The following is a 22,888-nucleotide window of genomic DNA, read 5'->3' on the forward strand; positions in this document are numbered from 1 at the left end:
CATATTTTTCGCCGCTTCGATTCATGCTATTAGTGAATGGATGGAATCCAATACGTTTCCAAAGGAGGCAGACAAACATGGGAGCTTTGCAGCGCATTGCGCTATTGTTGACGATTATTGGCGCGATTAACTGGGGACTAATCGGCTTTTTCCAATTTGACCTCGTCGCCGCGATTTTCGGCGGCCAGAACTCGGTTTGGTCGCGCATCATTTACAGTCTGGTCGGCATCGCCGGGCTGATCAATTTGGCGCTGCTATTTAAGCCAGCCGAAGAGCTCGGGCGCACCGAGCCAAAAGTGACGCGCACATAAAAAACCGTTGGGGACGCTCACCGCTTGGCGGTGGGTGTCTTTTTCTTTTGCCGCCCCAAGCGCAAGCGCCGCACCTGTTCAACCGAGCAAGGCGCGCGGCTTGGCGAGGCAAGCCTCCCTTTGACCGCGGGAGAACGCGCGGCCGAAACGGCGGCACCCACTTTACGGTTTCGGCCCTTCTTCTCGTTTGGACTGTTCAATCCACTCGCGCAGCTTTTCCTTCAACGGGCGAAACCCCGAACCGAGCGGCATTTTGATGCGCACATGGCGCTTTGTCTTCTCTCGATTCGGTTCGAGCGCCTTTAACGACAGGCTCGCCCGTCCCGTCTTCCCATCGACATCGAGCACTTTGACGGTCACTTCATCACCAACACTGACATAATCGCGCACATCTTTGACAAATTGATGCGAAATCTCCGAAATATGGATCAGCCCTTGCGTGCCGCCCTCGAGCTGGACGAACGCGCCGTACGGCTGAATGCCCGTCACCTTCCCTTTCACGATCGCTCCTCGTTTTATCGTTGACAAGCGAAACACTCCTATTGGTTAAATGTCATCGTTTCTGTATTATAACATAACCAAACTGCCAAACCCAACCGAGACGGGGCGAAACTAACGCGACCAAAGGGACGACCGAAGACTGCCGACCTTCGCAAGCAGACAAAGGGGCAAAAAACGGAAGACAGCGCCAGAAAAAAAGAAGCTTGCCGAAGCACAGACCTCCTCCCCCGAATCGGGCTGACCCAAAAGGCTGTCTGCCTTGGAGATAAGCACAACCTATCGCGCCGCAGAAGCAGTCAGCACGTCTATACAGCAACGGAAGAGGGGGACTGACCCAAAAGGCAGTCTCCCCCTCAAAAAAGACAAAATATTCGTGTGACGGGGCGTCGGCTAGGTACGTATAGCCCGATGAGACAAGGTGTAGCCCAACTCCCACAGTTTAGACTGTTGAGACGGCCAAGCCGCATTCCCCTCGAAACAGGGATGGAAGAAAAAATGGCGTTGCCAACCGCGGTTCTCAAATTGAAACATCTTGCGGGCCCATCAACCAATCCCGTTCTCGCCAATGGAACCACTTTGACCAAACGTTCTTTCTCTTCTCCACCAGCTCGATCGACTTCGCCAGTGTCCTCGTTTTTCACCCGTTTTCGATATCTCGAATGAACGGATGGCGCAGCGCCAACTACAAGCGGGCCAAAAACCGTTTCATTCGCTTCAACGCTTCCTGCAGCTGCTCCAGCGATGAAGCGTATGAACAGCGAATATAGCCTTCCCCGCTTTGGCCAAAGACGTTGCCCGGGACGACCGCGACTTTTTCTTCCAACAACAACCGCTCAGCGAATTGTTCGGATGTCAACCCGGTCGGCTGAATGGACGGAAACGCATAAAACGCTCCGCCCGGCAAGTGACACGGCAGCCCCATTTCATTGAGCGAGGCGACGAAATAATTGCGGCGGCGGCGATAGCTATTCCGCATCTCGGCTACGTCCCGCTCCCCGCTGCGAAGCGCCTCCAGCGCCCCATATTGCGCCATTGTTGGCGCACACATCATCGCATACTGGTGAATTTTCAACATCGCTTGCAGGAGCTCTTCCGGCGCGGCGGCGAACCCAAGCCGCCAACCGGTCATCGCGAATCCTTTCGAAAAGCCGGAGACTAAAATCGTCCGCTCACGCATGCCCGCGACGGCCGCCATGCTCGTATACTCCCCTTCGTATGTCAGCTCGGCATAAATTTCATCGGCGATGACCAACAAGTCATGCGCTTGTGCGAGGCGAGCCAAGCCATCAAGCTCGGCGCGGCTGAGCACCGTCCCGGTCGGATTGTTCGGCGAGCAAACGATGACGGCCTTCGTCCGGGCGGTGACTGCCTGCTCCAGCTGCGTCAGGTCAAGCCGAAATCGATCGGCGCCGGATGTGCGCACCGCCACCGGCTTGCCGCCAGCTAAAACCACCAGCGGCTCGTAAGCGACAAAACTCGGCTCGATGAGGATGACTTCATCGCCCGGATTCACGATCGCGCGCAGCGCCAAATCGAGCGCTTGACTCGCCCCCACCGTCACGAGCACTTCCGTTTCCGGACGATACTCAACCCGAAACTTGCGGCGCAAATAGGCAGCGATCTCTTGACGCAGTTCGGGCAAGCCAGCGTTCGCTGTATAGGACGTATAGCCTTGCTCGAGCGCCAAAATGCTCGCTTCCCGGATGCTCCAGGACGTGACAAAGTCCGGCTCGCCGACGCCGAGGGAAATGACGCCCTCCAGACTCGAAGCGAGGTCGAAAAAGCGGCGGATGCCGGACGGCTTCAACTGGGCGACCGTCTCCGACACATACGTTTTTCGTGTTTGCGGCTTCATGGCGACACCACGATGCGGCGATCTTGGTCTCCTTGATCAAAGACAATGCCATCGTGCTTATACTTTTTCAAAATGAAATGGGTGGTCGTCGAAATGACGGAATCAAGCGTTGACAGCTTCTCAGACACAAAATGGGCGACTTCCGCCATCGACCGCCCTTCAATGACCACGGACAAATCGTAAGCGCCCGACATCAAGTATACCGATTTCACTTCCGGAAACCGGTAAATGCGCTCCGCCACTTCATCAAAACCGACGCCGCGCTTCGGGGTTACTTTCACATCGATCATCGCGGTCACCCCTTCATGACCGTCGGCCTTCCGCCAGTCGACAAGCGCCGTATATTGAACGATCACTTTTGCTTCTTCCAGCTTTTTGACGAGCCTTTCCGTCTCCTCAACCGGCAACTCGACCATTTTGGCCAACACTTCCATCGGCGTGCGGGCGTCTTTTTCTAATATTTTGACAATTTCCAGCTCTTTGTCACTCAATGTCATGTCCAATCCCTCCGTCGCAAACGTTTCTCATCATCGACCATCTGCCCCGCTTGGTGCAGGCCCGCCCTAGAATGTCGGTGATTTAAGGGGCAAGCCGCTGATCAAACCCGTTTCTCAAATGGATAAGCCTTGTCGCATCAGGAGCGCCTTTCACACGTTCCCCCATGGTTCAAGAGATACAACCGTTTTTTACCAGCCTCCTAGAAGGCCGGTGAAAAACCGCTGCCGCACACCAATGGGAGGCATTTTCATTCAAAAAAGAAAGCTGATTCTGCAAAGTTTCTCTCATTGAGAAATGGGTGGGACCAGCAGCGTTTTACACGAAATCACCGGACTCCTAGGCAACGAGGGGGACGCACGTGAAACTGTCCCACCACCGCGAGGCGAATGGCCTCGTCCTGTCGGCAGCGGTCCGTCACACCGGTGGCGAACAGGACGCTGCCCGTTTCAACTCGAGCAACCGCCATGCTAGCTGCAAACAATCATAAAAAGGAATGGTGCGGTCAAAAGCGAATTCATATATCGACTGGATGCGGGCCGCAAGCAGGCGAGGGTCATCCGTGTCATATACGGCTTGAAGCACATCCGCCGCTTCCACCTCGTACGCATCGCTTCCGCAGCCAAACGGATCCCAAGCGCCAACCGCCTCAAGAAGCCGCTGATTGAGCAGTGGTCCGTCCATGCGCCGCCATCCACCTTCTTTCTGGAAATATGATATAACTCATTATAAGCCATTCATCGAAAAAAAAGAAGGGAGACGATGTCATGTTTTCATTTGATCAAGTCGTGGACCGTCGGGGAACGCAATCGTTGAAATGGGATGACGCGAAGCGGGTGTTCGGCCATGACGAAGTATGGCCGATGTGGGTCGCTGATATGGATTTTCCAGCCCCGCAAGCGGTGCAAGACGCGCTGCGGGCGCGCATCGAACACGGAATTTTCGGTTACACGATCGTCCCGGACTCGCTGCGGGAGGCGGTGTGCGAGTGGCTTGAAGGCCGCCACGGCTGGCGCATCGATCCGGAGTGGCTCACGTTTGCCCCCGGCGTCGTGCCGGCGATCGCCGCCGCCATTGAAGCCTTTTCCGAGCCCGGGGATGGCATTATCGTCTTCTCCCCCGTCTACCGACCGCTGTTCGATCTCGTCCGCCGTCACGGCCGCACGCTGCTCTTCAGTCCGCTCCGTCTGACGGAAGAGCATTACGCCATTGACTGGAACGACTTGGAAGAGAAGCTACCGAAAGCAAAACTGCTCATCCTTTGCCACCCGCACAACCCGGGCGGCAAATCGTGGACTGGCGAAGAACTCAAGCAGCTCGGGGAGCTGTGCTTGCGGCATGGCGTCTTCGTCCTTTCCGACGAAATTCACGCCGATTTGACGTTTCCGCCGCACCGGCATGTGCCGTTTGCTTCCCTCTCCCCCGAGTTGGCCGCGTGGAGCGCCACGTTCCGCGCGCCGACGAAAACGTTCAATCTTGCCGGCTTGCAGGCGGCCGAGGCGATCATTCCCGATGAGGCGCGGCGCCGGGCGTTCCGCCGCGTTCAACAGCGACACGGGTTTTTTACGTTGAACACGTTCGCCGTGGTTGGCGCAGAGGCGGCCTACCGCCATGGCGGACCATGGCTCGATGAGCTGCTTCGGTATGTGCAGGCCAACATCGACGCCACCGCAGCCTATTTGGCCGCCGAGCTGCCAACGGTGCGCCCAATCCGCCCCGAGGCGACGTATCTTGTCTGGATCGATGTCCGCCGCCTCGGCCTGTCCGAAACGGAACTGAAGCGGCGGCTCTTGGAGAAAGGACAAATCGCCGTCGAGTTCGGCCGCAAATTCGGCCCCGAAGGAGACGGCTTCATCCGCTTGAACGTCGCCTGCCCACGGCCAACGCTCAACGAAGGGCTGCGGCGGTTGGCGGCTGCGCTCCGCTAACGCTGGCTGACGTCTGTCTGGGTAAGCCGCTCCCTCCGCGGACGTTTTGTTCACCAAAGGGAGTCACTAGGCGGCTGCCTGTGATACATAAAGCGAAACGTCAGCGGTATATTCATAACAGGGAGCGGCTCGAACAGATCCTCAATTAGAAAAATCCTGATGCATCGGTCCTGTTTTGCACTCATTCTCCTACTGATGAAAGAATCAGCGGTTTTTCTAAAAGGCTGATGAAAAAACGATGTCACCACCAATCGGCGACATTTTCATTAAGAAAAGAAAACCGATTCTGCAAGGTTTCTCTAATTGAGAAATAGGTCGAACTCAACGGTGTTTTGCACGAAATCACCGGCACCCTAAATTGTTTTCCCGAGCCAAAACGGTGGTCGAGACGCCGATTTGGTTTAAGACGACTTGATTTTCCCACAGGCGATGCGGCCGCCTGCATCCCCCGCCGGTTGGGTCATGCCGTCATCCTTTTTGGCATGAATGACAATTGATGTCCCCTCTTTCGTCAGCAGCGATCCTTTCGCTCCTTTTTTCAGCGTCACATGCGGCGCCGTCAATTCAACGTTGACCGTGCCGTCGTCTTTGACAATAATGTTTGGCAAATCCCCAGCGTGCGCACCTTCCGGGTGGAGAAGGCCGTGTTTTTTTCCATCGGGATTGTAATGGCCGCCGGCCGACTGAAAATCGGGCGGCTGACAACTTCCTTTTTCATGAATATGAATGGCGTGCTCCCCCGGTGGAAGGCCTTGCAAATCAAGCTTCAAGCGCACCCCTTCAGACTGCTCGACCAACTCGATCGTGCCGATCGGATCGCCGTCGGCGTTGATCATTTCCACTTTCCGGCTCATGCCTTCCTCTTTTCCGCAGCCAACCAAGGCGAGCGCCATGGCCGCGGCCAACCATCGTCTTCCGCGCAACACTCCATCCCCTCCAACTCTTGGCAACTACTACCTGCCAGTATCGCCGGGGAAGGAGCGATTTATACGTCCTTTGTCCGCTCAGGCTCGTCCGTTTTTCCAAGCAACTCCCGCTCGAGCCGCTTCGCTTCGTTCTCTTGTTTCCGCGAAATGACGATGATCAGCCGCATCGTAAACACCGCCATCAAGAAAAAGACGGCAAACGAAATCGCCGCAGGGATATATTCGCGCTTATCTTCAGGGAAATACAAAAACAAGTTCAACACCGATGGCCATATCATCTCAAAGACAACCTTTCCTGCCTGAATTTCCCGCTTCTGTCCAAGGCGCGAGCTTTCGGCCGCCGGCATCGTTCCGCTCGAAGGCAAGCCGCACCGCACCATCCTTGACGCCCGCGTTTAGGCCGAAGCGTTTTACTCCCCCATAGCTTATCACATCCGCCGGCCGCCGCCAACCCGCCCGTTGTTTCCATCTCTCAGCCAAGCAGCGCTTCATCGGCAAGCGGCCACCGTCTCTAGCAGCGGCGCTTTCCTTCGACGGGCGTGGCTGCGACGCATTCCGAACCGGATCGTCTACAAGGCAAATTTTTTTCGCAGCTGGGTGAAATCGATTCGTTCTCCGAGCGTAGGCGGCTTTGTCTTCGCCAAATACTTTTTGTCGTTTTCAATGAGGCGGAAAATCGTGTAGGCGGTAAAAGCGTCATCGAGCGCACAATGCGCGTTTCCGATCCCTTCGTTGCCGTACTCCTGAACCGCCTTGCGCAAAGCCGTTTGGTTTTTGTTTCCAAAAAACCGCTTATACTCCAAAGCTAAATCGCGGTGCTCGCCTGTAAACGGAAAGGCCACTTGCGCTGACTGGCAGTTTTCCCGAAGCACTTTCATATCCATACTTCCCCATGTCACGACCGTCGTCGGACGCTCACGATCATATTGCCGAAGCAACGTAACGAGTTCATAAAAGCTGATGCCGCTGTCGATTTGTTCTTGGGTGATGTTGAGAAACGATTTGCATCGGTCGGTCAGCTGCGGAAAACGGAGCGGTTTCACATAAGCGGAAAACTGGTTCACAATTTGTTCGGCAACGACCGCGACAAGGCCAACTTCGATGATTTCCGGGCAAAATCCGTTTGGCTCCGTTTTCGTCTCCGGCATCGTAAACTCAAAATCAAGGAACAAATATTGCGGGATGTCCATCGTCGCTTCCCTCCTTTCCTGCATAGCTGCGATCTGTCTTACTATTATTATATCACGAGGGAACGATTGTTTATTTCTTTTTTCAGAAAATGACGAAAAAGGGGCGGATGACGGAGGAATCCACTCCCCTCACGCCGAAAACAGGAATGTTCCCCTAGGCGAAGCGAAGCCGCCGCCCCTGTTTTCCAGCGAGATGCTATGATATGATGAAAAAAAGGAGGCGGATGTTATGAAAAATGTCGTCATTCATCAAATTGTCACCTACATTTTCACGGAAGAACAGCTGCGCGCCTATTGGGAGGGACAAGCATCGGTTCTTCCTTTCGATGAGTTGACGCCAAAGCAATATATGGAACTCGCTGAGGACATGCTTGAACATTCCTCATCCAGCCAGCTCAAGCAGCATGTGCTCGGCGGCGGATGGCGCACAGAAGAAGACGCACGGGGGAAAGTGATCGCCGAAGATGAATCTCGTGAAACGATCCATGTGGAAATCGTCGACACCGATGCGGCGGCCGAACCATCGCGGCGAATGCTGATCGATCGAGTGCGTGAAATCGCCTGCCCGCACTGTTCATTCACCTTTTATGTGCGCGATGCCATCGGCGAGAACAGCGACTGGACATGCCCATCGTGCAGCAACGGTTTCCACGGCGCGCCATCATCAACACCGTAAAGGAGGGGACCATGATGAGCCATTCTGCCGCTGACGTCTCACAATTTCAATACTATTTGGCCATTGCCTTGTTTCTCGCTACATACGCCATCATCATTTCCGAAAAGGTCAACCGCGCCGTCATCGCTCTGCTCGGCGCCGCGCTCATGGTCATTTTCGGCATCGTTGACACCGAAAACGCCTTCACCCACCATATTGAATGGGGCACCATCACGCTGTTGATCGGCATGATGATTTTAGTAAGCATCACAAGCAAATCCGGTTTTTTTCAATACATGGCCATTAAAGCGGCCAAGCTGGCCAAGGGCAGCCCGATCCGCATTTTAGTGATGCTTTCGCTGTTGACAGGACTGCTGTCGGCGTTTTTGGACAACGTCACCACCGTCTTGCTCGTCGTGCCGGTGACATTTTCGATCACGCGGATGCTTCACGTCAACCCGGTGCCGTACTTAATCTCCGAAGTGCTGTTGTCAAACATCGGAGGCACGGCGACCTTGATCGGCGACCCGCCGAACATTATGATCGGTTCGGCGAACAAGCATCTCGATTTCAACGCTTTTTTATTGAACTTAACGCCAATTGTCATCGTCATCGCCATCGTCACAGTCGCGCTGCTCGCCTTCGTTTACCGCAAGCAGCTGCAAACCGATCCAGCGTTAATTCAAACATTGATGGAGCTTCGCGATGCCGACTACATTCAAGACGCGAAGCTGATGCGCAAATCGGTCGCCGTGCTCGGGCTGACGATTCTTGGCTTTATCCTGCATTCGGCCATTCATGTCGATGCGGCGGTCATCGCCATGGCCGGAGCGATCGTGCTCATGCTCATCGCCGTGCCAGAGCATGAAATAGAAGAGATCTTTCATTCGATCGAATGGGTCACTATTTTCTTTTTCGCCGGTCTGTTCGTCTTGGTCGGCGGACTTGTTGACATCGGCCTTATCAAGACATTGGCGGAAAGAGCGCTCGATGTCACCGGCGGCGACATTTCCACGGCTTCGTATTTCATCCTTTGGCTGTCCGGGATCGCTTCAGCGACGATCGATAACATCCCGTTTGTGGCGACGATGATCCCGCTCATTCAAGATATGGCTGTCGGCATGGGCTTATCCCCAGACTCGCCGCAGATCGACGTGCTTTGGTGGGCCTTGTCGCTCGGCGCCTGCCTCGGCGGAAACGGAACGCTCATCGGCGCCTCAGCCAACGTCATTGTCGCCGGCATCGCTTCGCGCGAAGGGCATGGATTTACGTACATGGACTTTTTGAAAATCGGGGCCCCGCTCACGCTCATTGCCTTGCTTTTGTCGCACGGCTATTTATGGCTGCGCTATTTATAACAAATGGAAGGAGCGAAATCGAAATGGTGATTTCGCTCCTTTTTTGCTGTCCGCTCATATTGTAATATCGATTCCATTGTTGGAAAGGAGGCGCAAACAGCCATGTTTGCTTATTTCCCAAGGCTGCCGGCCGGCCCGTACCCCCCGATCGACCCGACGCTCTTTTCCCAGTCAGCCGCCACCGCCCAGACGTTGATGAACGACGGTGCCGCTGTTTTGAAAAAACTGGCCGAATCGCGCTCGTTTGCCGCCGCGGTCATGTCGGCCGCCCAAGAAGGAAAAACGGATGAAGTGAAGCGCCTGATCCGTTCGCTTGGCATCCGCTCGCAAACCGAGGTATATTTCAATCCCGACGGCATCCGCCTGACGCTCTCGCCGCCGCCCGGCGCGTTCCCGTGCTGCCAGCTCGTTGTCGGCTTGCGCTGGAACGTGTTTCCCCCTTCACACCGATAGCCTTCGCCAGCACGGCGGCGGGGGAAACGGGGGAAATGGTTGGCAAGACGCCGTTTTTGGCGCTCATCACGTCGGCCGCCATTGGACGATGAGCGGCCATCCGTTCAAAGGCGCCGCACCCGATGCGACAACACCGCTTCCACCCGCGACGCTGGAAGCGGGCTGTCGTCGGCGTCTTGCCACACTAGAAACCGTTTTCGCACAAAACGATGTGTACCAACGTTCACCAACGAAAAAAGACGGCGGTCGTCCCATCCCCGTCCAATGTATCGGCGAACTCGTCGGTCTCTTCTGTTTCCATCGCGCATTCGATTGCGTGCGCTGATCGATGATAGCCCCGACAAGGATCGAGACCAACGAAGTCAACATCGTCAGCTTAACCGCCTTGGAGTCTAAAAGGCGGTCGAAAACAGCTGTTTCCCCTGCTCAATGGATGAACGTGTGAAAAGAAGCACTGATGATACAAGGTTTTTCTATTTGAGAAACGATGCTAGGAAGCGGTATGTACTATTAAATCACCAGCCTCCTAAAAAGCGCAGCACTTGTTTTTCAAAGTAGACGAAAAAGATCCCGTCCATCCGCGCCTCTTCTTTCACGCATTGCCGTTTTCATCGATCGGCTGCCGCTTCCCGATTTCAGCCGGGGTCCGCAAATCGTAGCCATCATCGTTTTTGCTCGTATGGATGATGTCTTCGTTCGCTCCGATTTTGCTTGCCCGCTTCAGTTCCTCATCCGGCATAAACCGCTCCATCGCCATCCTCCTTTCGCTTCTTTCGTCCTTGTCGGCTTTGATTCCGTTTTCGCGACAGCTTAGAGGGGCGGTGATGTCGTACAAAATACTGCGATTCCATCTGTTTCTCAGTTAGAGAAGCCTGGCGAAATCGGCGTTTTTGTTTGGCGAAATGCCGCTGAGTTGCTCGTGGCAGCTGTTTTTCACCGGCCTTTTAGGGCAGCGCTTTTGCTTAGCATCTTAGGAAGAACCGGAAACCCTAGTGGAAGCGGTGGACCTTTCGAGCAGCGCTTTTCCTTAGCATCCCCCGCCGCTCATCCCATCATTCCCGGAAAAAAGGATTGACAGCCTAGCGGTTGTTCAGTACGATTTTGTTAACAAACATAAAAAAAGGGGGTTTACATATGAAGCAACGGACTTCGCTTCGCCCGCTTGACATGACGCTCGCCGCGATGTTCGTCGCCTTGATGGCCATCGGCGCCAACATTACATCGTGGGTGCCGTTTCTTGTCGTCGGCGGCGTGCCGATCACGCTGCAGACGTTTTTCTGCGTTCTTGCCGGCGCGGTGTTAGGGCGGCGGCTCGGCGCGGTGGCGATGACGGTGTATATGTTCGTCGGCTTGGCCGGCGCGCCGGTGTTTTCCAAGCTTAGCGGCGGATTATCGATCATTTTCCAACCGACATTTGGCTTTATTCTCTCCTTTATCGCCGCTGCGTATGTGACCGGCTGGATCATCGAACGCGGCCCGCAGCCAGCATCCACCGTCCGCTTTGTCACCGCCGCGCTTGTCGGGATGGTCATCAACTATGTCATCGGCACGAACTGGATGTACATGGCGTACAAATTATGGGCGGAAGCGCCAAAAGGGCTGTCGTACGAAATGGTATGGGGTTGGATGCTTGTCCCGCTGCCAAAAGACATTTTGTTATCGATCGTCGCCGGTTTGATTGCCCCGCGCCTTTGCCGGGCGATCGGCCGCTCCTCTTCCACGAGCCGGCCGGCGGCATAAACGAAACGCGCCTGTTGGACAACAGGCGCGTTTTTCGTTAGAAAAATAAATTGAACACTTGGTACAGAAAACCAGCTATGAGCGCAGAAATCGGGAGCGTAATCACCCATGTAATCACAATCCGGCGGGCGACACCCCATTTGACTCCTTTCACCCGCTGCGCGGCGCCCACTCCCATAATGGCCGAGGAAATGACGTGGGTTGTGCTGACCGGCAGATGAAACGTTGTCGCTGAAAAAATGACGAGCGCGGACGATAAATCCGCGGCCGCCCCGTTGATCGGGCGGATTTTCATGATTTTTCCGCCGACTGTTTTAATGATTTTCCACCCGCCAACCGCCGTTCCCAGCCCCATGGCCGTAGCGGCGGCAATGCGCACCCACTCCGGAATGTCGGTCGTCGCGTGATATCCGCCGGCGATCAGCGCCATCGTAATAATCCCCATCGCTTTTTGAGCGTCATTCGTTCCGTGCGTGTACGCCTGCAAAGCGGCGGTCACGATTTGAAAGAGGCGAAATCCTTTGGTTGTACCGTATAAGTTCGCATTTTTAAACAGGAACCGAAAAATCGTCATGATGACAAAACCGACGCCCAGCGCCAAAAACGGCGACAAAATCAGGGACTCTAAAATTTTCAAAAAACCTTGGTAATTTAAAATGCCGATTCCGGCCGCCGAGACCGCCGCGCCGGCAATCGAACCGATCAGCGCGTGGGAAGAGCTGCTCGGGATCCCATAGTACCACGTGATTAAGTTCCACGCGATCGCGGACGTCAACGCCGCCAAAATGATGATCGGCCCGTTTTCCAACGCAAACGGGTCAACGATGTCTTTCGTAATCGTTTTGGCTACGCCGGTAAATGTCAAAGCGCCGATAAAGTTCATCGCCGCAGCCAGCAAAATGGCGCGCCGCGGCGTAAGCGCCCTCGTTGACACCGAAGTGGCAATGGCGTTGGCCGTATCATGGAAGCCGTTGATGAAGTCAAACGCCAGCGCAAAAATCACGATGCATATCGTCAAGACAAGAATCATATCCATAAAAACAACGTCCCCTTTTATGCGTTGCGCATAATAATCGTCTCAATCGTATTGGCGACATCCTCACAGCTGTCGGCAATTTCCTCGAGCATTTCATACAGCTCTTTATATTGGATGAGTTTAATCGGATCTTTTTGGGAGACAAACAAGTTTTTGATGGAAGCGCGCAAAATTTCGTCGCATTTCGTTTCGTAGTCTTTGATCTTGATGGCGTGCTGGCGCATATCGAGCAATTTTTTATGCGAAAGCAGCTCTAGCGCATGAACGATTTCAATCGTGCTTTGGTAAATATAGTCGAAAAATTTCCCCATATGTTCGTCAATGTCGGTAAACGAGAACATTTCAAAACGGGCCGAGCATTGCTCGAGACCATCGAGCACATCGTCCATTTTCATCGCCAGCTGGTGAATGTCTTCGCGCTCGATTGGGGTAATAAACGTTTTATTGAGCTGGACGACCAATTCATGGATGAACGAATCCCCTTTCCGTTCATACTCCTTCATCACCCGCGCGAACTCTTTCAAGTCGCCGACGTTGCGGATTTTGTATTCGACAAAATATTGGGCCGCTTCCTTCACATTTTCCGAAATCGTGAACAACATATCGAAGAAAACGTCCTTTTTTGGCGAAAAAATCATGGCCGGAACACCCTCCATTGATGGAATGAAAGTCACCGCTACTTATTGTAGCAGGTTCAAGTTTGTTTACAATAAGAAAAAAGAAACTTTACGCAAAATTTACATGACCTTTACATTTTGTTCGCCTTTCCAGCTGCGTATTACATAGCGTGCCAAAAGAGCGACGAAGCTATGCATGTCCGCTTTCGTTCGTCGATCATGCTGTCGCGCGGCTTCAGGCAATACCCGCCCGTATCAAACGTCACCCCTTTGCCGACGAGGGCGATCACGTCCTCCCACCGTTCTTTTCCTTGGTATTTGAGAACGATCAGCTTCGGCGGCTGCGCCGATCCTTGATTCACCGCCAAGAGCGCGCCCATACCGAGCCGCTCCATCTCTTCTTTTTCCAAAATTTCATAGTCCAAATCGTACCGGGTAGCGAGCTTCACCGCATAATCAGCCAAATCGGACGCCGTCAACAAATTCCCTAGCGTATTGACGAGTGTGCGCGCCGAGTTGGTCGCCTTTCCGTACACCGAGTTGACAAACAAGCTCGCCTTGATGTCCGCTGCATCGGCTGCCGTATAGACGGTAAGCGACGCCAGCGTTGCATCCGGTTCTGCTTTTTTCTGCTTGTAGCCGGGAAACTCATACGTGGCCAAATAGCACGCTTCGGCCAAGGCATGGGCCGCCTCGTTCGCATCGACCGCTTCGGTCGTAAACGTGTCGAGCACAACGGCCGCCGCGGTCCGCTTCGCCTGCTTGAGCGCGCGAAAGAGCTTGCCAAATCCTTCACGCAGCCGCGCAAACGTCAGCTCTTCTTGTTTGCCAAGCCCGACAAAATACAATCGCCTCGCTCCCGTGGGCAAAAAAGGATGGATGACGGAAAGGCGGCCCCATTTCGCGGAAATGTCGCCTTCCTTTTGCAGCTCGGCCAGCCGCCCACCAAGGCGGGCATCATACGCTCCGGCCAGGCCGCTCCTTCAAACAACCCGATCACAAGCGCGTCCTCATTCGTTTCGGCCGATGGAAACGGTTTTACAGTAAACATCGTTTCCTCCCCTTTCGTCATGGCTTTCATGTTCCATTATATCGAAATGGGGTTATTGTTTCGAGTCCCTAATGAATAGCTTGCCTTTTTTCTGCCGGGAGCGCCCCACCGTGGTTTTCTTTCTGGCCACACTGCACACGATAGAAGGAAAACGCGGCCAGCAAATAGAATATCACATTAACGGCTCTTCGCGGACCGCTTCTAGGAGGCCGGTGATTTCGTGCAAAATGCTACTGATTCCATCCATTTCTCAATTAGAGAAACTTTGCAGAACCAGCTTTCTTTTTTGAATGAAAATGCCGCCGATTCGTGTGCGACAGCGGTTTTTCACCGCTCCTCTAGGAGGCTGGTGATTGACTCGCCTTTCTCCAGCAGAAAAACTCGTGGCATCGGTCCTGCTTTTCACCCGTTCCCCCATTGATGAAGGGAATCGTCGGTTTTTTACCTCGCTTCCAAAAATATGGTAAAAACAGTTGTTTCTCTTGAGCAATGGGGAGCGTTTGAAAGGCGATTCTGATGCGATAAGGCTTTTTGATTTGAGAAACGGGTTTGAGAAGCGGCTTGCTTCCTCAAAATCATCGGCCTCCTAGCCGCGCCTGAATCCGACGGCCTTTTCCGAGGAGGAAAAGCGCAATGGATGAGGGTGAAACGCGCCGCCCCAGCATTTCCAAGGAGGAAACAACGCCATGAATATTGTCTCCCTTTGCCCAAGCAACACGGAATTGCTCGCTTACCTTGGCCGGCTCGATGATGTCATCGCCGTCGACCAATCGTCCGATTGGCCCCCGGAGGTCAAGCGGCTGCCGAACGTCGGGCCGGATTTGCGCATTGACATCGATCAAGTCGAAGCGCTGAAACCGGACCTTGTCGTCGCTTCGCTGAGCGTTCCCGGGATGGAGCGCAACGTCGAGGAACTCGCGCGCCGCCGGCTGCCCCATCTCGTTCTGGCGCCGAATACGCTCGATGACATCGCCTCCGACCTTCTTACGTTAGGTGAAGCCATTGGTGAAACGCAAAAAGCGGCTGATCTCGTCCGCCGGTATCGCGAGTTTCTCGCTGAGTACCGCGAACGAGCCGCCGCGGCCGAACCGGTCCGCCTGTATTGGGAATGGTGGCCGCGGCCGATTTTTACGCCCGGCGGCGGCAACTGGCTGAGCGAGCTCAGCGAACTCGCCGGCGGGCGCAACGTGTTTGCCGACTGCCCGCAGGCGAGCATTCAGACGGAATGGGACGAAGTCGTCGCCCGCAATCCAGCGCACATATTGCTCGTCTGGGTGGGGGTGCAGACAAAAAAAATGAGGCCCAGCGCGGTCACGCAGCGCCCGAAGGCCAACGAAACGGACGCCGTCCGAAACGGGCGCATCCATCTTCTTGAAGAAGCGCTCTATTGCCGACCGTCGCCGCGCTTGCTAGTCGGATTAAAAAAATTAGCGCCGCTTTTGCATCCGTCGCTCTTTCCTCCCGCCGACGACAGCGACCCGCTCCTCGGGCGCTGACAGGCGGGGGGCCTGCCAATGATTCGATTGTCCGCCCCACCGCGCAGTCCATCGATGCCTGCTTAGCTTTTCGACTGCAAATATTGCTGGCGAAACACTTGCATCGTTTCATCTTCGTTGAGCCGCTTCAACTCTTCCTCCGACAAGGTGCCGTCCCCTTTTTGCACCACATAGACGTGAACTTTCCTTTTTCCCCAATATTTATAGACATCTTCGACGGTTTCGTAATATAAGTCGATGCGATTCCCTTTGATCGCCCCGCCTTTATCGGCCACGACACCGAAGCCGTAGCCGGGAATAAACAAAATCGTGCCGATCGGGAAAACGCTTAAATCCGCGGCAATCGTCGAGTAAAGGTCGCGTTTGACGCGGACGCCGGAGTATGTAATGCCATACTCAGGATGATCGGGCGTTTTGCCGGTTGACTCGGCACCAGCTGTGTAGCCGGTCGCGATCACTTCCACGGACGGATATTTTGACCAATCAAAATGGTCTTCGAGGCGTGGCGGGGAGTGCTGACTGTTTTTCGCGCGCTCCTTCAGTTCCCAAACAGGCGGGCGACCCACCGAGAAAACGTTTGGAAAGGAATGGAGAACCGTTTTCGCCTCAACCCCTGAAACGGATTGAAACGTTGCGGTCAACGCGGCAAGAAACAAGAGCGTCATCGCGGACCGGCGCACAAACTGCCTAAACCTATTCAATGCTCTCAACTCCTCTCACACCTCTATTTATCTCCATCCGAAATCGAAATATTCATTGGCAGCGAAAGCGGTTTTTCACCGGCCTTCTAGGAGGCTGGTGATTTAAGGGAGCTGGTCGCTTACCGATCTCGTTTCTCAAATAGAAAAAGCTCTGTCGCATCGGTATCGCCTTTCACACGCTCCCCCCATTGCTCAAGAGAAGCAACCGTTTTTCACCGGCCTTCTAGGCAAAATGCCATTGCCCAGTACCGGCCATAGCAAGAAAGCCGGCCAACAGCAGGCGGCCGACTTGAACGCTTCTCGAGTTTCCAAGCACAAAAAAATGGCCGTCGCCAGCCGCTGCAAAACGGCGCGAACAGCCAAACCGACACCCGCGTGCGGAAATCCGTTCCCTTTTCCCGATGGGAAGCTGAAACCGGCACGCCCACAAGGCAGCCGGTCGTCAAAACATCCGGTATCCTTTCGCTCGCAGCGTGCGAATCGCCCATCCGGCGCAAAGAGCGCCGGCGAATCCGCTCGCCAAAATCAAGACGTCGGCCGCCGCCAACGAAGCGGCTTTGCGCCCGAGCGCGGCAAACGCCGCCGCCGGCGCGGTGAAATAGCGCGTCCATGGCACATCGTCAATGATGAGCGCAGCGATCACCGGAAAGCATACGGCGACAATCCACGTCATCCGTAACACCATATTGAGCAAAAAACTAATGCCGAAAAACAAGACAAAAAATAAAAGCATGGAAATTAAGACAAGGGGCAAACTCATCTGCATCCGCCCTCTACCTCCCTTACACCCTTTTTCAGTGTACTGGATGGGCGGATGCCAAGTCAACGCCTGTTCTCTCCCTCTTTCTCGCTTCCTGTCCCTTGGCAGCAGTAGCACGTTTCCGAACCGCCAAGCAGCAACTGCACGTACCCGTGCCCATCACAATAAGGGCAAGCTGTCCTCGTCATCATCGATGTTCCCCTCCATTTCGTTTTTATTAACATATCAAAATTTTCTGTAAAAATAAACGGCGGTTTTTCGCCGTTTCGCTTCATGTAAACGGATACATCGATGACTTGCTTTCATTTTCTTCGTCATTCTTTCCCTTTCAGCGATTCAAAGTAGAGCCGATACTTCGTGTACCCGAACGGATCGCCCGGGTTGAGACCGTTGTGCGGCGGCAGGAACGCGAGCGGCTCAAGCGCGAGCAAATACCGAATCAGGCCGGAAGTGTCACGGTCGGCCTGAAGCGCGGCTCTGCTCAAGAAAGCAGCCGCATCCAGCTCTTCGGTCTGCACGATGATGCGCTCCGATCGCGGCCGGAGCAAAAAAATCGCCATGTTGTCGCTGATGTTTCCGTTGATGACGCCGGTGCGCACACCAAGCAGCGCGACGGGTTCCGAGCGAATTCCCGTTTCTTCCCACACTTCGCGAACAGCCGTTTCATCGAGCATCTCCCCCGGTTGCACAAAGCCGGCCGGCAGCGACCATTTTCCTTTCAGCCCGCTGTATTTTTTCTTGACGACGAGCCATTCCCCCGCTTCATTGATGACCAAGCCCGCTGCGGCGATCCAAACGTTTCCGCGTTTGCTGTCCATCGTTCTCATCCTTTTGTTTCATGATCGTTGTTTACGTTGGTAGTTCGACAGCCAGACGGCGAATCCCTGTTTTTGGCGCACAAAAAAGGCGATCTTCCCCTCAAGAAAGACCGAACTCGCGTGGCAGAGAAGCGGCTGGTGCGTCTATCGCGATGAGGGGAGTGTCCCAGTCCTTTTGGAACACTCCCCTCACTCCCGCAAAACCGCTGCCATCGATCGGGCCGATGTCAGCGAGTCGCCTCGCCATCTTTAACGGTTGCCAGCGCCGCGCAGCCGCCGAGCTTGCCGCTAGGCAGCTTAGCCAATGTCGCACCGCTCCCACCAACCGTTTTAGAAAAATTTAAATTTCCCTTTTTTCATCACGAGCGACGAACCGCCGATCAAATACAGGGCACGGTTGTCGATCACTTTTTTCATGAAGCTTGCTTTCGTTCCCCACAGCTTTTTGCCGAAGACGACGCCGATGGCATCATCATGGCCGAGCGAACAGACGGTTCCTTTAATGTCAGGCTTGAACGGTTCGAGCTCTCCTTGCCCGCGGATGAGCACCGCCAAGTTTTTCGCGCACAGCGCGCCCTCCTGCATGGCGATCTGCGCCGTCGGCGGATACGGGCGGTTCGTTTCCTCATCGATGACGAGCGAACAGTCGCCGACGACAAAAATGTCTTCATGGCCTGGGACGCGCAAATATGGGTCAACCTTCACGCGCGCCCGCGCCGCTTCAAAGCCGGACTCCTCAATGACGCGGCTGCCGCGCACGCCAGCGGCCCAAATGACCGTGCCGGCTTTGATTTCTTCGACATCATCACCCTTGGCGACGATGATGCCATCCGGCGTGCATTCTTTGATGGCCGTGCCGATTTTGAATTCGACGCCTTTGCGTTCAAGCTGGCTGACCGCGTACTCGACGAGCTCCGGATCAAAGCCCGGCAGCGCGGTCGGCGCCGCCTCGACGCAAATGATGCGCACTTTGTTCGGGTCGATGTCATACTCCCGGCACAGCTCCGGCATCCGGTTGGCGAGCTCGCCTAAAAATTCGATGCCCGTAAACCCAGCGCCGCCGACAACAATCGTGAGCCGCTCCGGTTTTTTGTCCTCTTCGGTATTGTACGTCGCAAACTGGTATTCGATATGCTCGCGGATTTGCCGCGCGGCGTCGACATTGGCGATCGAAAACGCGTATTCTTTCAATCCTTTGATCCCAAACGTTTCCGATTCAAAGCCAAGAGCGATGACAAGGTAATCGTATGTCAATTCCCCGTCTGCTAGCAGCACTTTTTTCTCATCCGGAACGATTTTAGTGACCGTCGCTTGAACAAACTTCACTTTGTTCCGATCGATGACATCACGGATCGGATAGCGGACGCGGTCGTGATGCAACGTTCCCGCTGACGCCTCGTGAAGCCATGTCGTCTCATAGTGGTAGTCATGTTTGTTGACGAGCGTAATGTTCGCCTCATTCACCCCGATCAGCTTTTGCAGACGAACCGTCGTCATCAGCCCACCGTAGCCCGCGCCTAAAATGACAACGTTTGGTTTTCTCACTTGAATCACTTCCACCCTTTTTCGTTTTTTATAGCTTTTGCTGCCGTCCCCGTTTTTATCGCACAAAGTTTGTGAAAAAGTTCACGATAACGGACAAAAAAATGTCGAGGGACTGTCACAAAAAATTAACAATCTGTCCACCAACCATATTAGTCCTTTTTCTTCCCCATTTCAAGTGTTTTTTGCGGCAAGACGGAAAAATTCACCGCTGCCCTTCCGCGGTCAACAGACGGTGGGCGTCATCTTTTGCCCATGCTGACATAAGATGCTAAAATAAGAAGGGAAGAAAAATCAGGCATCGCTGGAAACGAAACCGAAAACGGCGGCGCCGCCTAGGCGGTCGCAGCCGACCGCGGCGCGGAACGGAAACGCTCCTGAAACAGGTGGAGAGCGGGAGCCGCGGTACGAAAAAGAGAAACGGATCATTTCATCACAATCAAAGGAGGTATGGCGGTGAAGGAAGATCGCACGCTTTATGATGTCACGATCATCGGCGGCGGGCCGACCGGCATGTTTGCCGCGTTTTATGGCGGCTTGCGGCAAATGAAGGTCAAAATCATCGAAAGCCTTCCTCAGCTCGGCGGGCAGCTTTCCGCGTTGTATCCGGAAAAATACATATACGATGTCGCCGGATTCCCGAAAGTGCGCGCCCAAGAGCTGGTCAATCAGCTGAAAAAGCAACTGGAGCTGTTTTCACCAACCGTCTGCCTGAACGAATCGGTCGATGTGCTTGAAAAGCAGGAAGACGGAACGTTCAAACTCATCACCAATGAACAAATCCACTATTCGAAAACGGTGATCATCACCGCTGGAAACGGCGCCTTTCAGCCGCGGCGGCTGGAAATCGAAACCGCTTCCCGTTATGAAGGGAAAAACTTGCATTACTTTATCAATGATTTGGAGCAGTTTTCCGGAAAACGGGTGCTTGTCTGCGGCGGCGGCGACTCGGCGGTCGACTGGTCGCTGATGCTCGAACCGATCGCGGCCAGCGTCACGATCGTGCACCGCCGTGACAAGTTCCGCGCCCATGAGCACAGCGTCGAACAGCTTATGAAATCGGCCGTGCGTGTGAAGACACCGTTCGTGCCAGTGGAACTGATCGGTGACGAACATGCCATCCACCAAGTCGTGCTTGAGCACGCCAAAGACGGAACGAAAGAAACGGTCGATGTGGACGCCGTTATTGTCAACTATGGCTTCATTTCCTCGCTTGGGCCGATCAAAGATTGGGGATTGGAAATCGAGAAGCATTCGATCAAAGTGAATTCCCGCATGGAAACGAACATCCCGGGCGTCTATGCCGCCGGCGATATTTGCACGTACGACGGAAAAATCAAGCTGATCGCCTGCGGCTTCGGCGAAGCGCCGATCGCCATCAGCAGCGCCAAAACGTACATCGATCCGACAGCGCGGATGCAGCCGGCACACTCGACCTCACTCTTTTAGTTTCGTTGTGTGCCGCGCTTCAGTGCGACCATGACACGACAAAGCGAGGCGGACCCAAAAAGTGTCTGCCTTCCAGATCGGCACAACCGATCGTGCGGCAGAAGCAGCCAGCACGTATATAAGCAACGAAAGAGGGGATCCCGATCCTTTTGGGACACCCTCTTTCTCATTTTGGCGGCGCCGTCTGTTCGCTTTACATCGTTTCATCGCCAGACAGCGGTGCCGATGACGGCTGCTGTTCATGTTCGGCTAGCCGAGCGGCCAGCGCTTCGTTTTCCTTGAGCGCTGCTTTCAGCTGTCGCTGCAGGCTGAACAGGCGAACCCAGCCCAACATAGCGACGACTAAAGCGCCGAGAACCGCGGAGCCAAAAATGACGATGATCAGCGGCAGACGTGTTTCTCCAACCAAATAACGGATGGTTACTTTGTCAACGTTGGCCACCGCGAGCAGGGCGACGATCAGCGCCAACAAGAGGGCCAACACTACATTCACTTGCCCTTTCACTCGCCTTCCCCTCCCTTTCTCCGGGTTTGTCTGCCGCGGTTTCCGCGGTCAGCACTGCTCCGGCGTGCCGGCGTTCGTTGCCGTGCGGAACGACGAACCGCAGCCGCACGTCGCGATGGCGTTCGGGTTATGGATCGTAAATCCGCCGCCAAGCAGCGACTGTTTGTAATCAATGACCGTGCCGCGCAAAATCGGCGCGCTATCGCGGTCGACCAAAATTTTAATGCCGTGCTGTTCAAATTCGACGTCGTCCTCGCGCCGCTCATGCTCAAAGCCCATGCCATACGACAGCCCGCTGCAGCCACCGCCGTGAACCCCTACGCGCAAATAGGCGTTTTCCTCTTCCTGCTCCTTCATCATGTCCTTAATTTGAAACGCTGCCGCTTCCGTCAGCGTGACAATGGCTTCCGCCATCTCGATCCCTCCTTCGCTATCAGGTCAAGCGAGGCAGGCGACCCGCGTTCGGGCCAGCTCACCCAACCGGGCGACTCAACGCTCACCGACCTTCCGCTTACTGTTATTATACCGTTTTCCAGCACAAATGCTCAACCGTTCTGCCCGCCCCGGTCATAGTACACCCCTGTGCACACCGTTTCGGCTGGGCCGGTCATGCGCACGCGCCCGTCCCATCCCCAGGTGATCACCAAATCGCCGCCGGCCAAATGGACGACCGTTTCCACTCCGCGCGCCGTCTTCCCGTTGAGCACGGAAGCGACGACAGCCGCGCACGCGCCCGTCCCGCACGCCTGCGTCACGCCGGAACCGCGCTCCCACACGCGAAAGTGAAGCTCGCGATCACTCACGACTTCAACAAATTCGACGTTCACTCCTTCGGGAAAGCGTGGATCGCGTTCGACAAGCGGCCCCAGCGCCTCGACCGGCGCTTGGCGGATGTCATCAACATAAAAGACGGCGTGTGGATTGCCCATCGAGACGGCGGTGAGCGCGTACTCGCGGCCGCCGATGACAAACGGCTCAGCGACGACCTGTTCCGCCTCCGGTCCGATCATCGGTATGGCGCTCCGCTGCAGGCGCGGTTCGCCCATATCGACGGTGACGCTCACCACCTCGCCGTCTTGGACTGCCACCTCTGCTTCAACCAGCCCGGAAAGCGTTTCGATCAAAAAGCGGCGCTCCTTGACAAGGCCATGCTCATACGCGTATTTTGCTACACAGCGCAAGCCGTTGCCGCAATTTTTCCCTTCCGAACCGTCGCTGTTGAAAATCCGCATTTTGACCGGCGCCCGCTCCGCAGGACCAATGAGAATTAAGCCATCCGATCCAATGCCGGTGTGAACGTTCGAAACGCGGCGGGCGATCGCCGGCAGCTCGTCTTCCGGAAGCGTTTCGCGAAACAAATCAACGTAAATATAGCTGTTCCCTAATCCATGCATTTTCGTAAACGTAAACGACGGCAATGTTCGTCCCTCCCGAAAAAGTCTGGAATTGGATGTATAAAAACAACGCCCCTTGGCCACAATGGAAGTATCCCCCGTTTTTT

At 54.8% G+C, this 22,888-nt stretch carries 26 protein-coding genes and 1 pseudogene; 8 read left to right on the plus strand and 19 right to left on the minus strand.

Annotated elements, in window-relative coordinates; all coding sequences use genetic code 11:
* Positions 1-77: 77 nt before the first annotated feature.
* Positions 78-311 carry a DUF378 domain-containing protein gene (locus tag ACTVIM_RS14475; protein WP_144976101.1) on the plus strand — a complete coding sequence of 78 codons (234 nt, stop codon included), beginning with the start codon at positions 78-80 and terminating at the stop codon, positions 309-311.
* A gap of 162 nt (positions 312-473) precedes the next feature.
* On the opposite strand, the gene yugI is transcribed toward ACTVIM_RS14475, so the two are convergent.
* The 4 genes from yugI to ACTVIM_RS14495 form a co-directional block, all read right to left on the minus strand.
* Positions 474-839, minus strand: a complete 366-nt coding sequence (gene yugI, locus ACTVIM_RS14480) for a S1 domain-containing post-transcriptional regulator GSP13 (protein WP_033018717.1) — start codon at positions 837-839, stop codon at positions 474-476.
* 655 nt (positions 840-1,494) lie between these two features.
* Positions 1,495-2,667 carry an aminotransferase gene (locus ACTVIM_RS14485; protein WP_033018718.1) on the minus strand — a complete coding sequence of 391 codons (1,173 nt, stop codon included), beginning with the start codon at positions 2,665-2,667 and terminating at the stop codon, positions 1,495-1,497.
* The gene (locus ACTVIM_RS14490; protein WP_033843172.1) at positions 2,664-3,164 is read right to left on the minus strand and encodes an Lrp/AsnC family transcriptional regulator; all 501 of its coding nucleotides are present in this window, start codon (positions 3,162-3,164) and stop codon (positions 2,664-2,666) included. The genes ACTVIM_RS14485 and ACTVIM_RS14490 overlap by 4 nt, the downstream gene beginning before the upstream one ends.
* A gap of 415 nt (positions 3,165-3,579) precedes the next feature.
* Complete coding sequence (locus ACTVIM_RS14495) at positions 3,580-3,846, minus strand: DUF1871 family protein (RefSeq protein ID WP_445612996.1); 267 nt, start codon at positions 3,844-3,846, stop codon at positions 3,580-3,582.
* A gap of 83 nt (positions 3,847-3,929) precedes the next feature.
* On the opposite strand from ACTVIM_RS14495, the gene ACTVIM_RS14500 reads away from it, so the two are divergent.
* Positions 3,930-5,090: a MalY/PatB family protein gene (locus ACTVIM_RS14500; RefSeq protein WP_445612997.1), complete on the plus strand. Its 1,161-nt coding sequence runs from the start codon at positions 3,930-3,932 to the stop codon at positions 5,088-5,090.
* Between the two features lie 401 nt (positions 5,091-5,491).
* On the opposite strand, the gene ACTVIM_RS14505 is transcribed toward ACTVIM_RS14500, so the two are convergent.
* The 3 genes from ACTVIM_RS14505 to kapD all read right to left on the minus strand — a co-directional run bounded on the left by ACTVIM_RS14505 (position 5,492) and on the right by kapD (position 7,206).
* Positions 5,492-5,983: a superoxide dismutase family protein gene (locus tag ACTVIM_RS14505; RefSeq protein ID WP_156102757.1), complete on the minus strand. Its 492-nt coding sequence runs from the start codon at positions 5,981-5,983 to the stop codon at positions 5,492-5,494.
* 92 nt (positions 5,984-6,075) lie between these two features.
* Positions 6,076-6,291, minus strand: coding sequence for a hypothetical protein (locus ACTVIM_RS14510; RefSeq protein ID WP_081917008.1), 216 nt, complete (start codon positions 6,289-6,291; stop codon positions 6,076-6,078).
* 294 nt (positions 6,292-6,585) lie between these two features.
* Positions 6,586-7,206, minus strand: coding sequence for a 3'-5' exonuclease KapD (gene kapD / locus ACTVIM_RS14515; RefSeq protein WP_445612998.1), 621 nt, complete (start codon positions 7,204-7,206; stop codon positions 6,586-6,588).
* Positions 7,207-7,435: 229 nt separating this feature from the next.
* On the opposite strand from kapD, the gene ACTVIM_RS14520 reads away from it, so the two are divergent.
* From ACTVIM_RS14520 to ACTVIM_RS14530, 3 genes are all read left to right on the plus strand, one after another.
* Positions 7,436-7,882: a hypothetical protein gene (locus ACTVIM_RS14520; RefSeq protein WP_445612999.1), complete on the plus strand. Its 447-nt coding sequence runs from the start codon at positions 7,436-7,438 to the stop codon at positions 7,880-7,882.
* 14 nt (positions 7,883-7,896) lie between these two features.
* Positions 7,897-9,219, plus strand: coding sequence for an ArsB/NhaD family transporter (locus tag ACTVIM_RS14525; RefSeq protein ID WP_445613000.1), 1,323 nt, complete (start codon positions 7,897-7,899; stop codon positions 9,217-9,219).
* Positions 9,220-9,321: 102 nt separating this feature from the next.
* A complete protein-coding gene (locus ACTVIM_RS14530) occupies positions 9,322-9,672 on the plus strand; it encodes a hypothetical protein (RefSeq protein WP_033018725.1) in 351 nt (116 codons plus the stop codon).
* 592 nt (positions 9,673-10,264) lie between these two features.
* On the opposite strand, the gene ACTVIM_RS14535 is transcribed toward ACTVIM_RS14530, so the two are convergent.
* Positions 10,265-10,423: a hypothetical protein gene (locus ACTVIM_RS14535; RefSeq protein WP_172418677.1), complete on the minus strand. Its 159-nt coding sequence runs from the start codon at positions 10,421-10,423 to the stop codon at positions 10,265-10,267.
* Positions 10,424-10,806: 383 nt separating this feature from the next.
* On the opposite strand from ACTVIM_RS14535, the gene ACTVIM_RS14540 reads away from it, so the two are divergent.
* Positions 10,807-11,412 (plus strand): biotin transporter BioY, encoded by a 606-nt coding sequence (locus ACTVIM_RS14540; RefSeq protein WP_445613001.1) that lies wholly within the window; start codon positions 10,807-10,809, stop codon positions 11,410-11,412.
* Between the two features lie 37 nt (positions 11,413-11,449).
* Here the strand turns inward: ACTVIM_RS14540 and ACTVIM_RS14545 are convergent, their stop codons facing one another.
* The 3 genes and pseudogenes from ACTVIM_RS14545 to ACTVIM_RS14555 form a co-directional block, all read right to left on the minus strand.
* Entirely contained in the window at positions 11,450-12,448 is a 999-nt protein-coding gene (locus tag ACTVIM_RS14545; protein ID WP_033018727.1) for an inorganic phosphate transporter, read from the minus strand.
* A 17-nt stretch (positions 12,449-12,465) separates the two neighbouring features.
* Positions 12,466-13,086, minus strand: a complete 621-nt coding sequence (locus ACTVIM_RS14550) for a DUF47 domain-containing protein (RefSeq protein WP_033018729.1) — start codon at positions 13,084-13,086, stop codon at positions 12,466-12,468.
* A 111-nt stretch (positions 13,087-13,197) separates the two neighbouring features.
* Positions 13,198-14,116, minus strand: a pseudogene (locus tag ACTVIM_RS14555) (M17 family peptidase N-terminal domain-containing protein); the annotation flags it as partial.
* Between the two features lie 686 nt (positions 14,117-14,802).
* On the opposite strand from ACTVIM_RS14555, the gene ACTVIM_RS14560 reads away from it, so the two are divergent.
* Entirely contained in the window at positions 14,803-15,612 is an 810-nt protein-coding gene (locus tag ACTVIM_RS14560) for a cobalamin-binding protein (protein ID WP_033843156.1), read from the plus strand.
* Between the two features lie 62 nt (positions 15,613-15,674).
* Here ACTVIM_RS14560 and ACTVIM_RS14565 read toward each other — a convergent pair whose 3' ends face one another.
* The 5 genes from ACTVIM_RS14565 to ACTVIM_RS14585 form a co-directional block, all read right to left on the minus strand.
* On the minus strand, positions 15,675-16,313 hold the full coding sequence (locus ACTVIM_RS14565; protein ID WP_033018731.1) for a 3D domain-containing protein: 639 nt from the start codon (positions 16,311-16,313) through the stop codon (positions 15,675-15,677).
* 442 nt (positions 16,314-16,755) lie between these two features.
* Positions 16,756-17,079, minus strand: coding sequence for a YuiB family protein (locus ACTVIM_RS14570; protein WP_033018733.1), 324 nt, complete (start codon positions 17,077-17,079; stop codon positions 16,756-16,758).
* 56 nt (positions 17,080-17,135) lie between these two features.
* The gene (locus ACTVIM_RS14575; protein WP_160331355.1) at positions 17,136-17,261 is read right to left on the minus strand and encodes a YuiA family protein; all 126 of its coding nucleotides are present in this window, start codon (positions 17,259-17,261) and stop codon (positions 17,136-17,138) included.
* A gap of 126 nt (positions 17,262-17,387) precedes the next feature.
* Positions 17,388-17,891 (minus strand): NUDIX domain-containing protein, encoded by a 504-nt coding sequence (locus tag ACTVIM_RS14580; RefSeq protein WP_033018735.1) that lies wholly within the window; start codon positions 17,889-17,891, stop codon positions 17,388-17,390.
* Positions 17,892-18,221: 330 nt separating this feature from the next.
* A complete protein-coding gene (locus tag ACTVIM_RS14585) occupies positions 18,222-19,445 on the minus strand; it encodes an NAD(P)/FAD-dependent oxidoreductase (protein WP_445613002.1) in 1,224 nt (407 codons plus the stop codon).
* A 438-nt stretch (positions 19,446-19,883) separates the two neighbouring features.
* Between ACTVIM_RS14585 and ACTVIM_RS14590 the strand changes: the two genes are divergently transcribed.
* On the plus strand, positions 19,884-20,882 hold the full coding sequence (locus ACTVIM_RS14590; RefSeq protein ID WP_172706235.1) for an NAD(P)/FAD-dependent oxidoreductase: 999 nt from the start codon (positions 19,884-19,886) through the stop codon (positions 20,880-20,882).
* A 193-nt stretch (positions 20,883-21,075) separates the two neighbouring features.
* Here the strand turns inward: ACTVIM_RS14590 and ACTVIM_RS14595 are convergent, their stop codons facing one another.
* The 3 genes from ACTVIM_RS14595 to dapF form a co-directional block, all read right to left on the minus strand.
* The gene (locus ACTVIM_RS14595; protein WP_445613003.1) at positions 21,076-21,387 is read right to left on the minus strand and encodes a LapA family protein; all 312 of its coding nucleotides are present in this window, start codon (positions 21,385-21,387) and stop codon (positions 21,076-21,078) included.
* Between the two features lie 48 nt (positions 21,388-21,435).
* Positions 21,436-21,801 (minus strand): HesB/IscA family protein, encoded by a 366-nt coding sequence (locus ACTVIM_RS14600; protein ID WP_144976137.1) that lies wholly within the window; start codon positions 21,799-21,801, stop codon positions 21,436-21,438.
* A gap of 131 nt (positions 21,802-21,932) precedes the next feature.
* Positions 21,933-22,805: a diaminopimelate epimerase gene (dapF, locus tag ACTVIM_RS14605; protein WP_033018773.1), complete on the minus strand. Its 873-nt coding sequence runs from the start codon at positions 22,803-22,805 to the stop codon at positions 21,933-21,935.
* Positions 22,806-22,888: the final 83 nt, after the last annotated feature.

It is taken from the genome of Geobacillus sp. YF-1, from assembly GCF_052692335.1.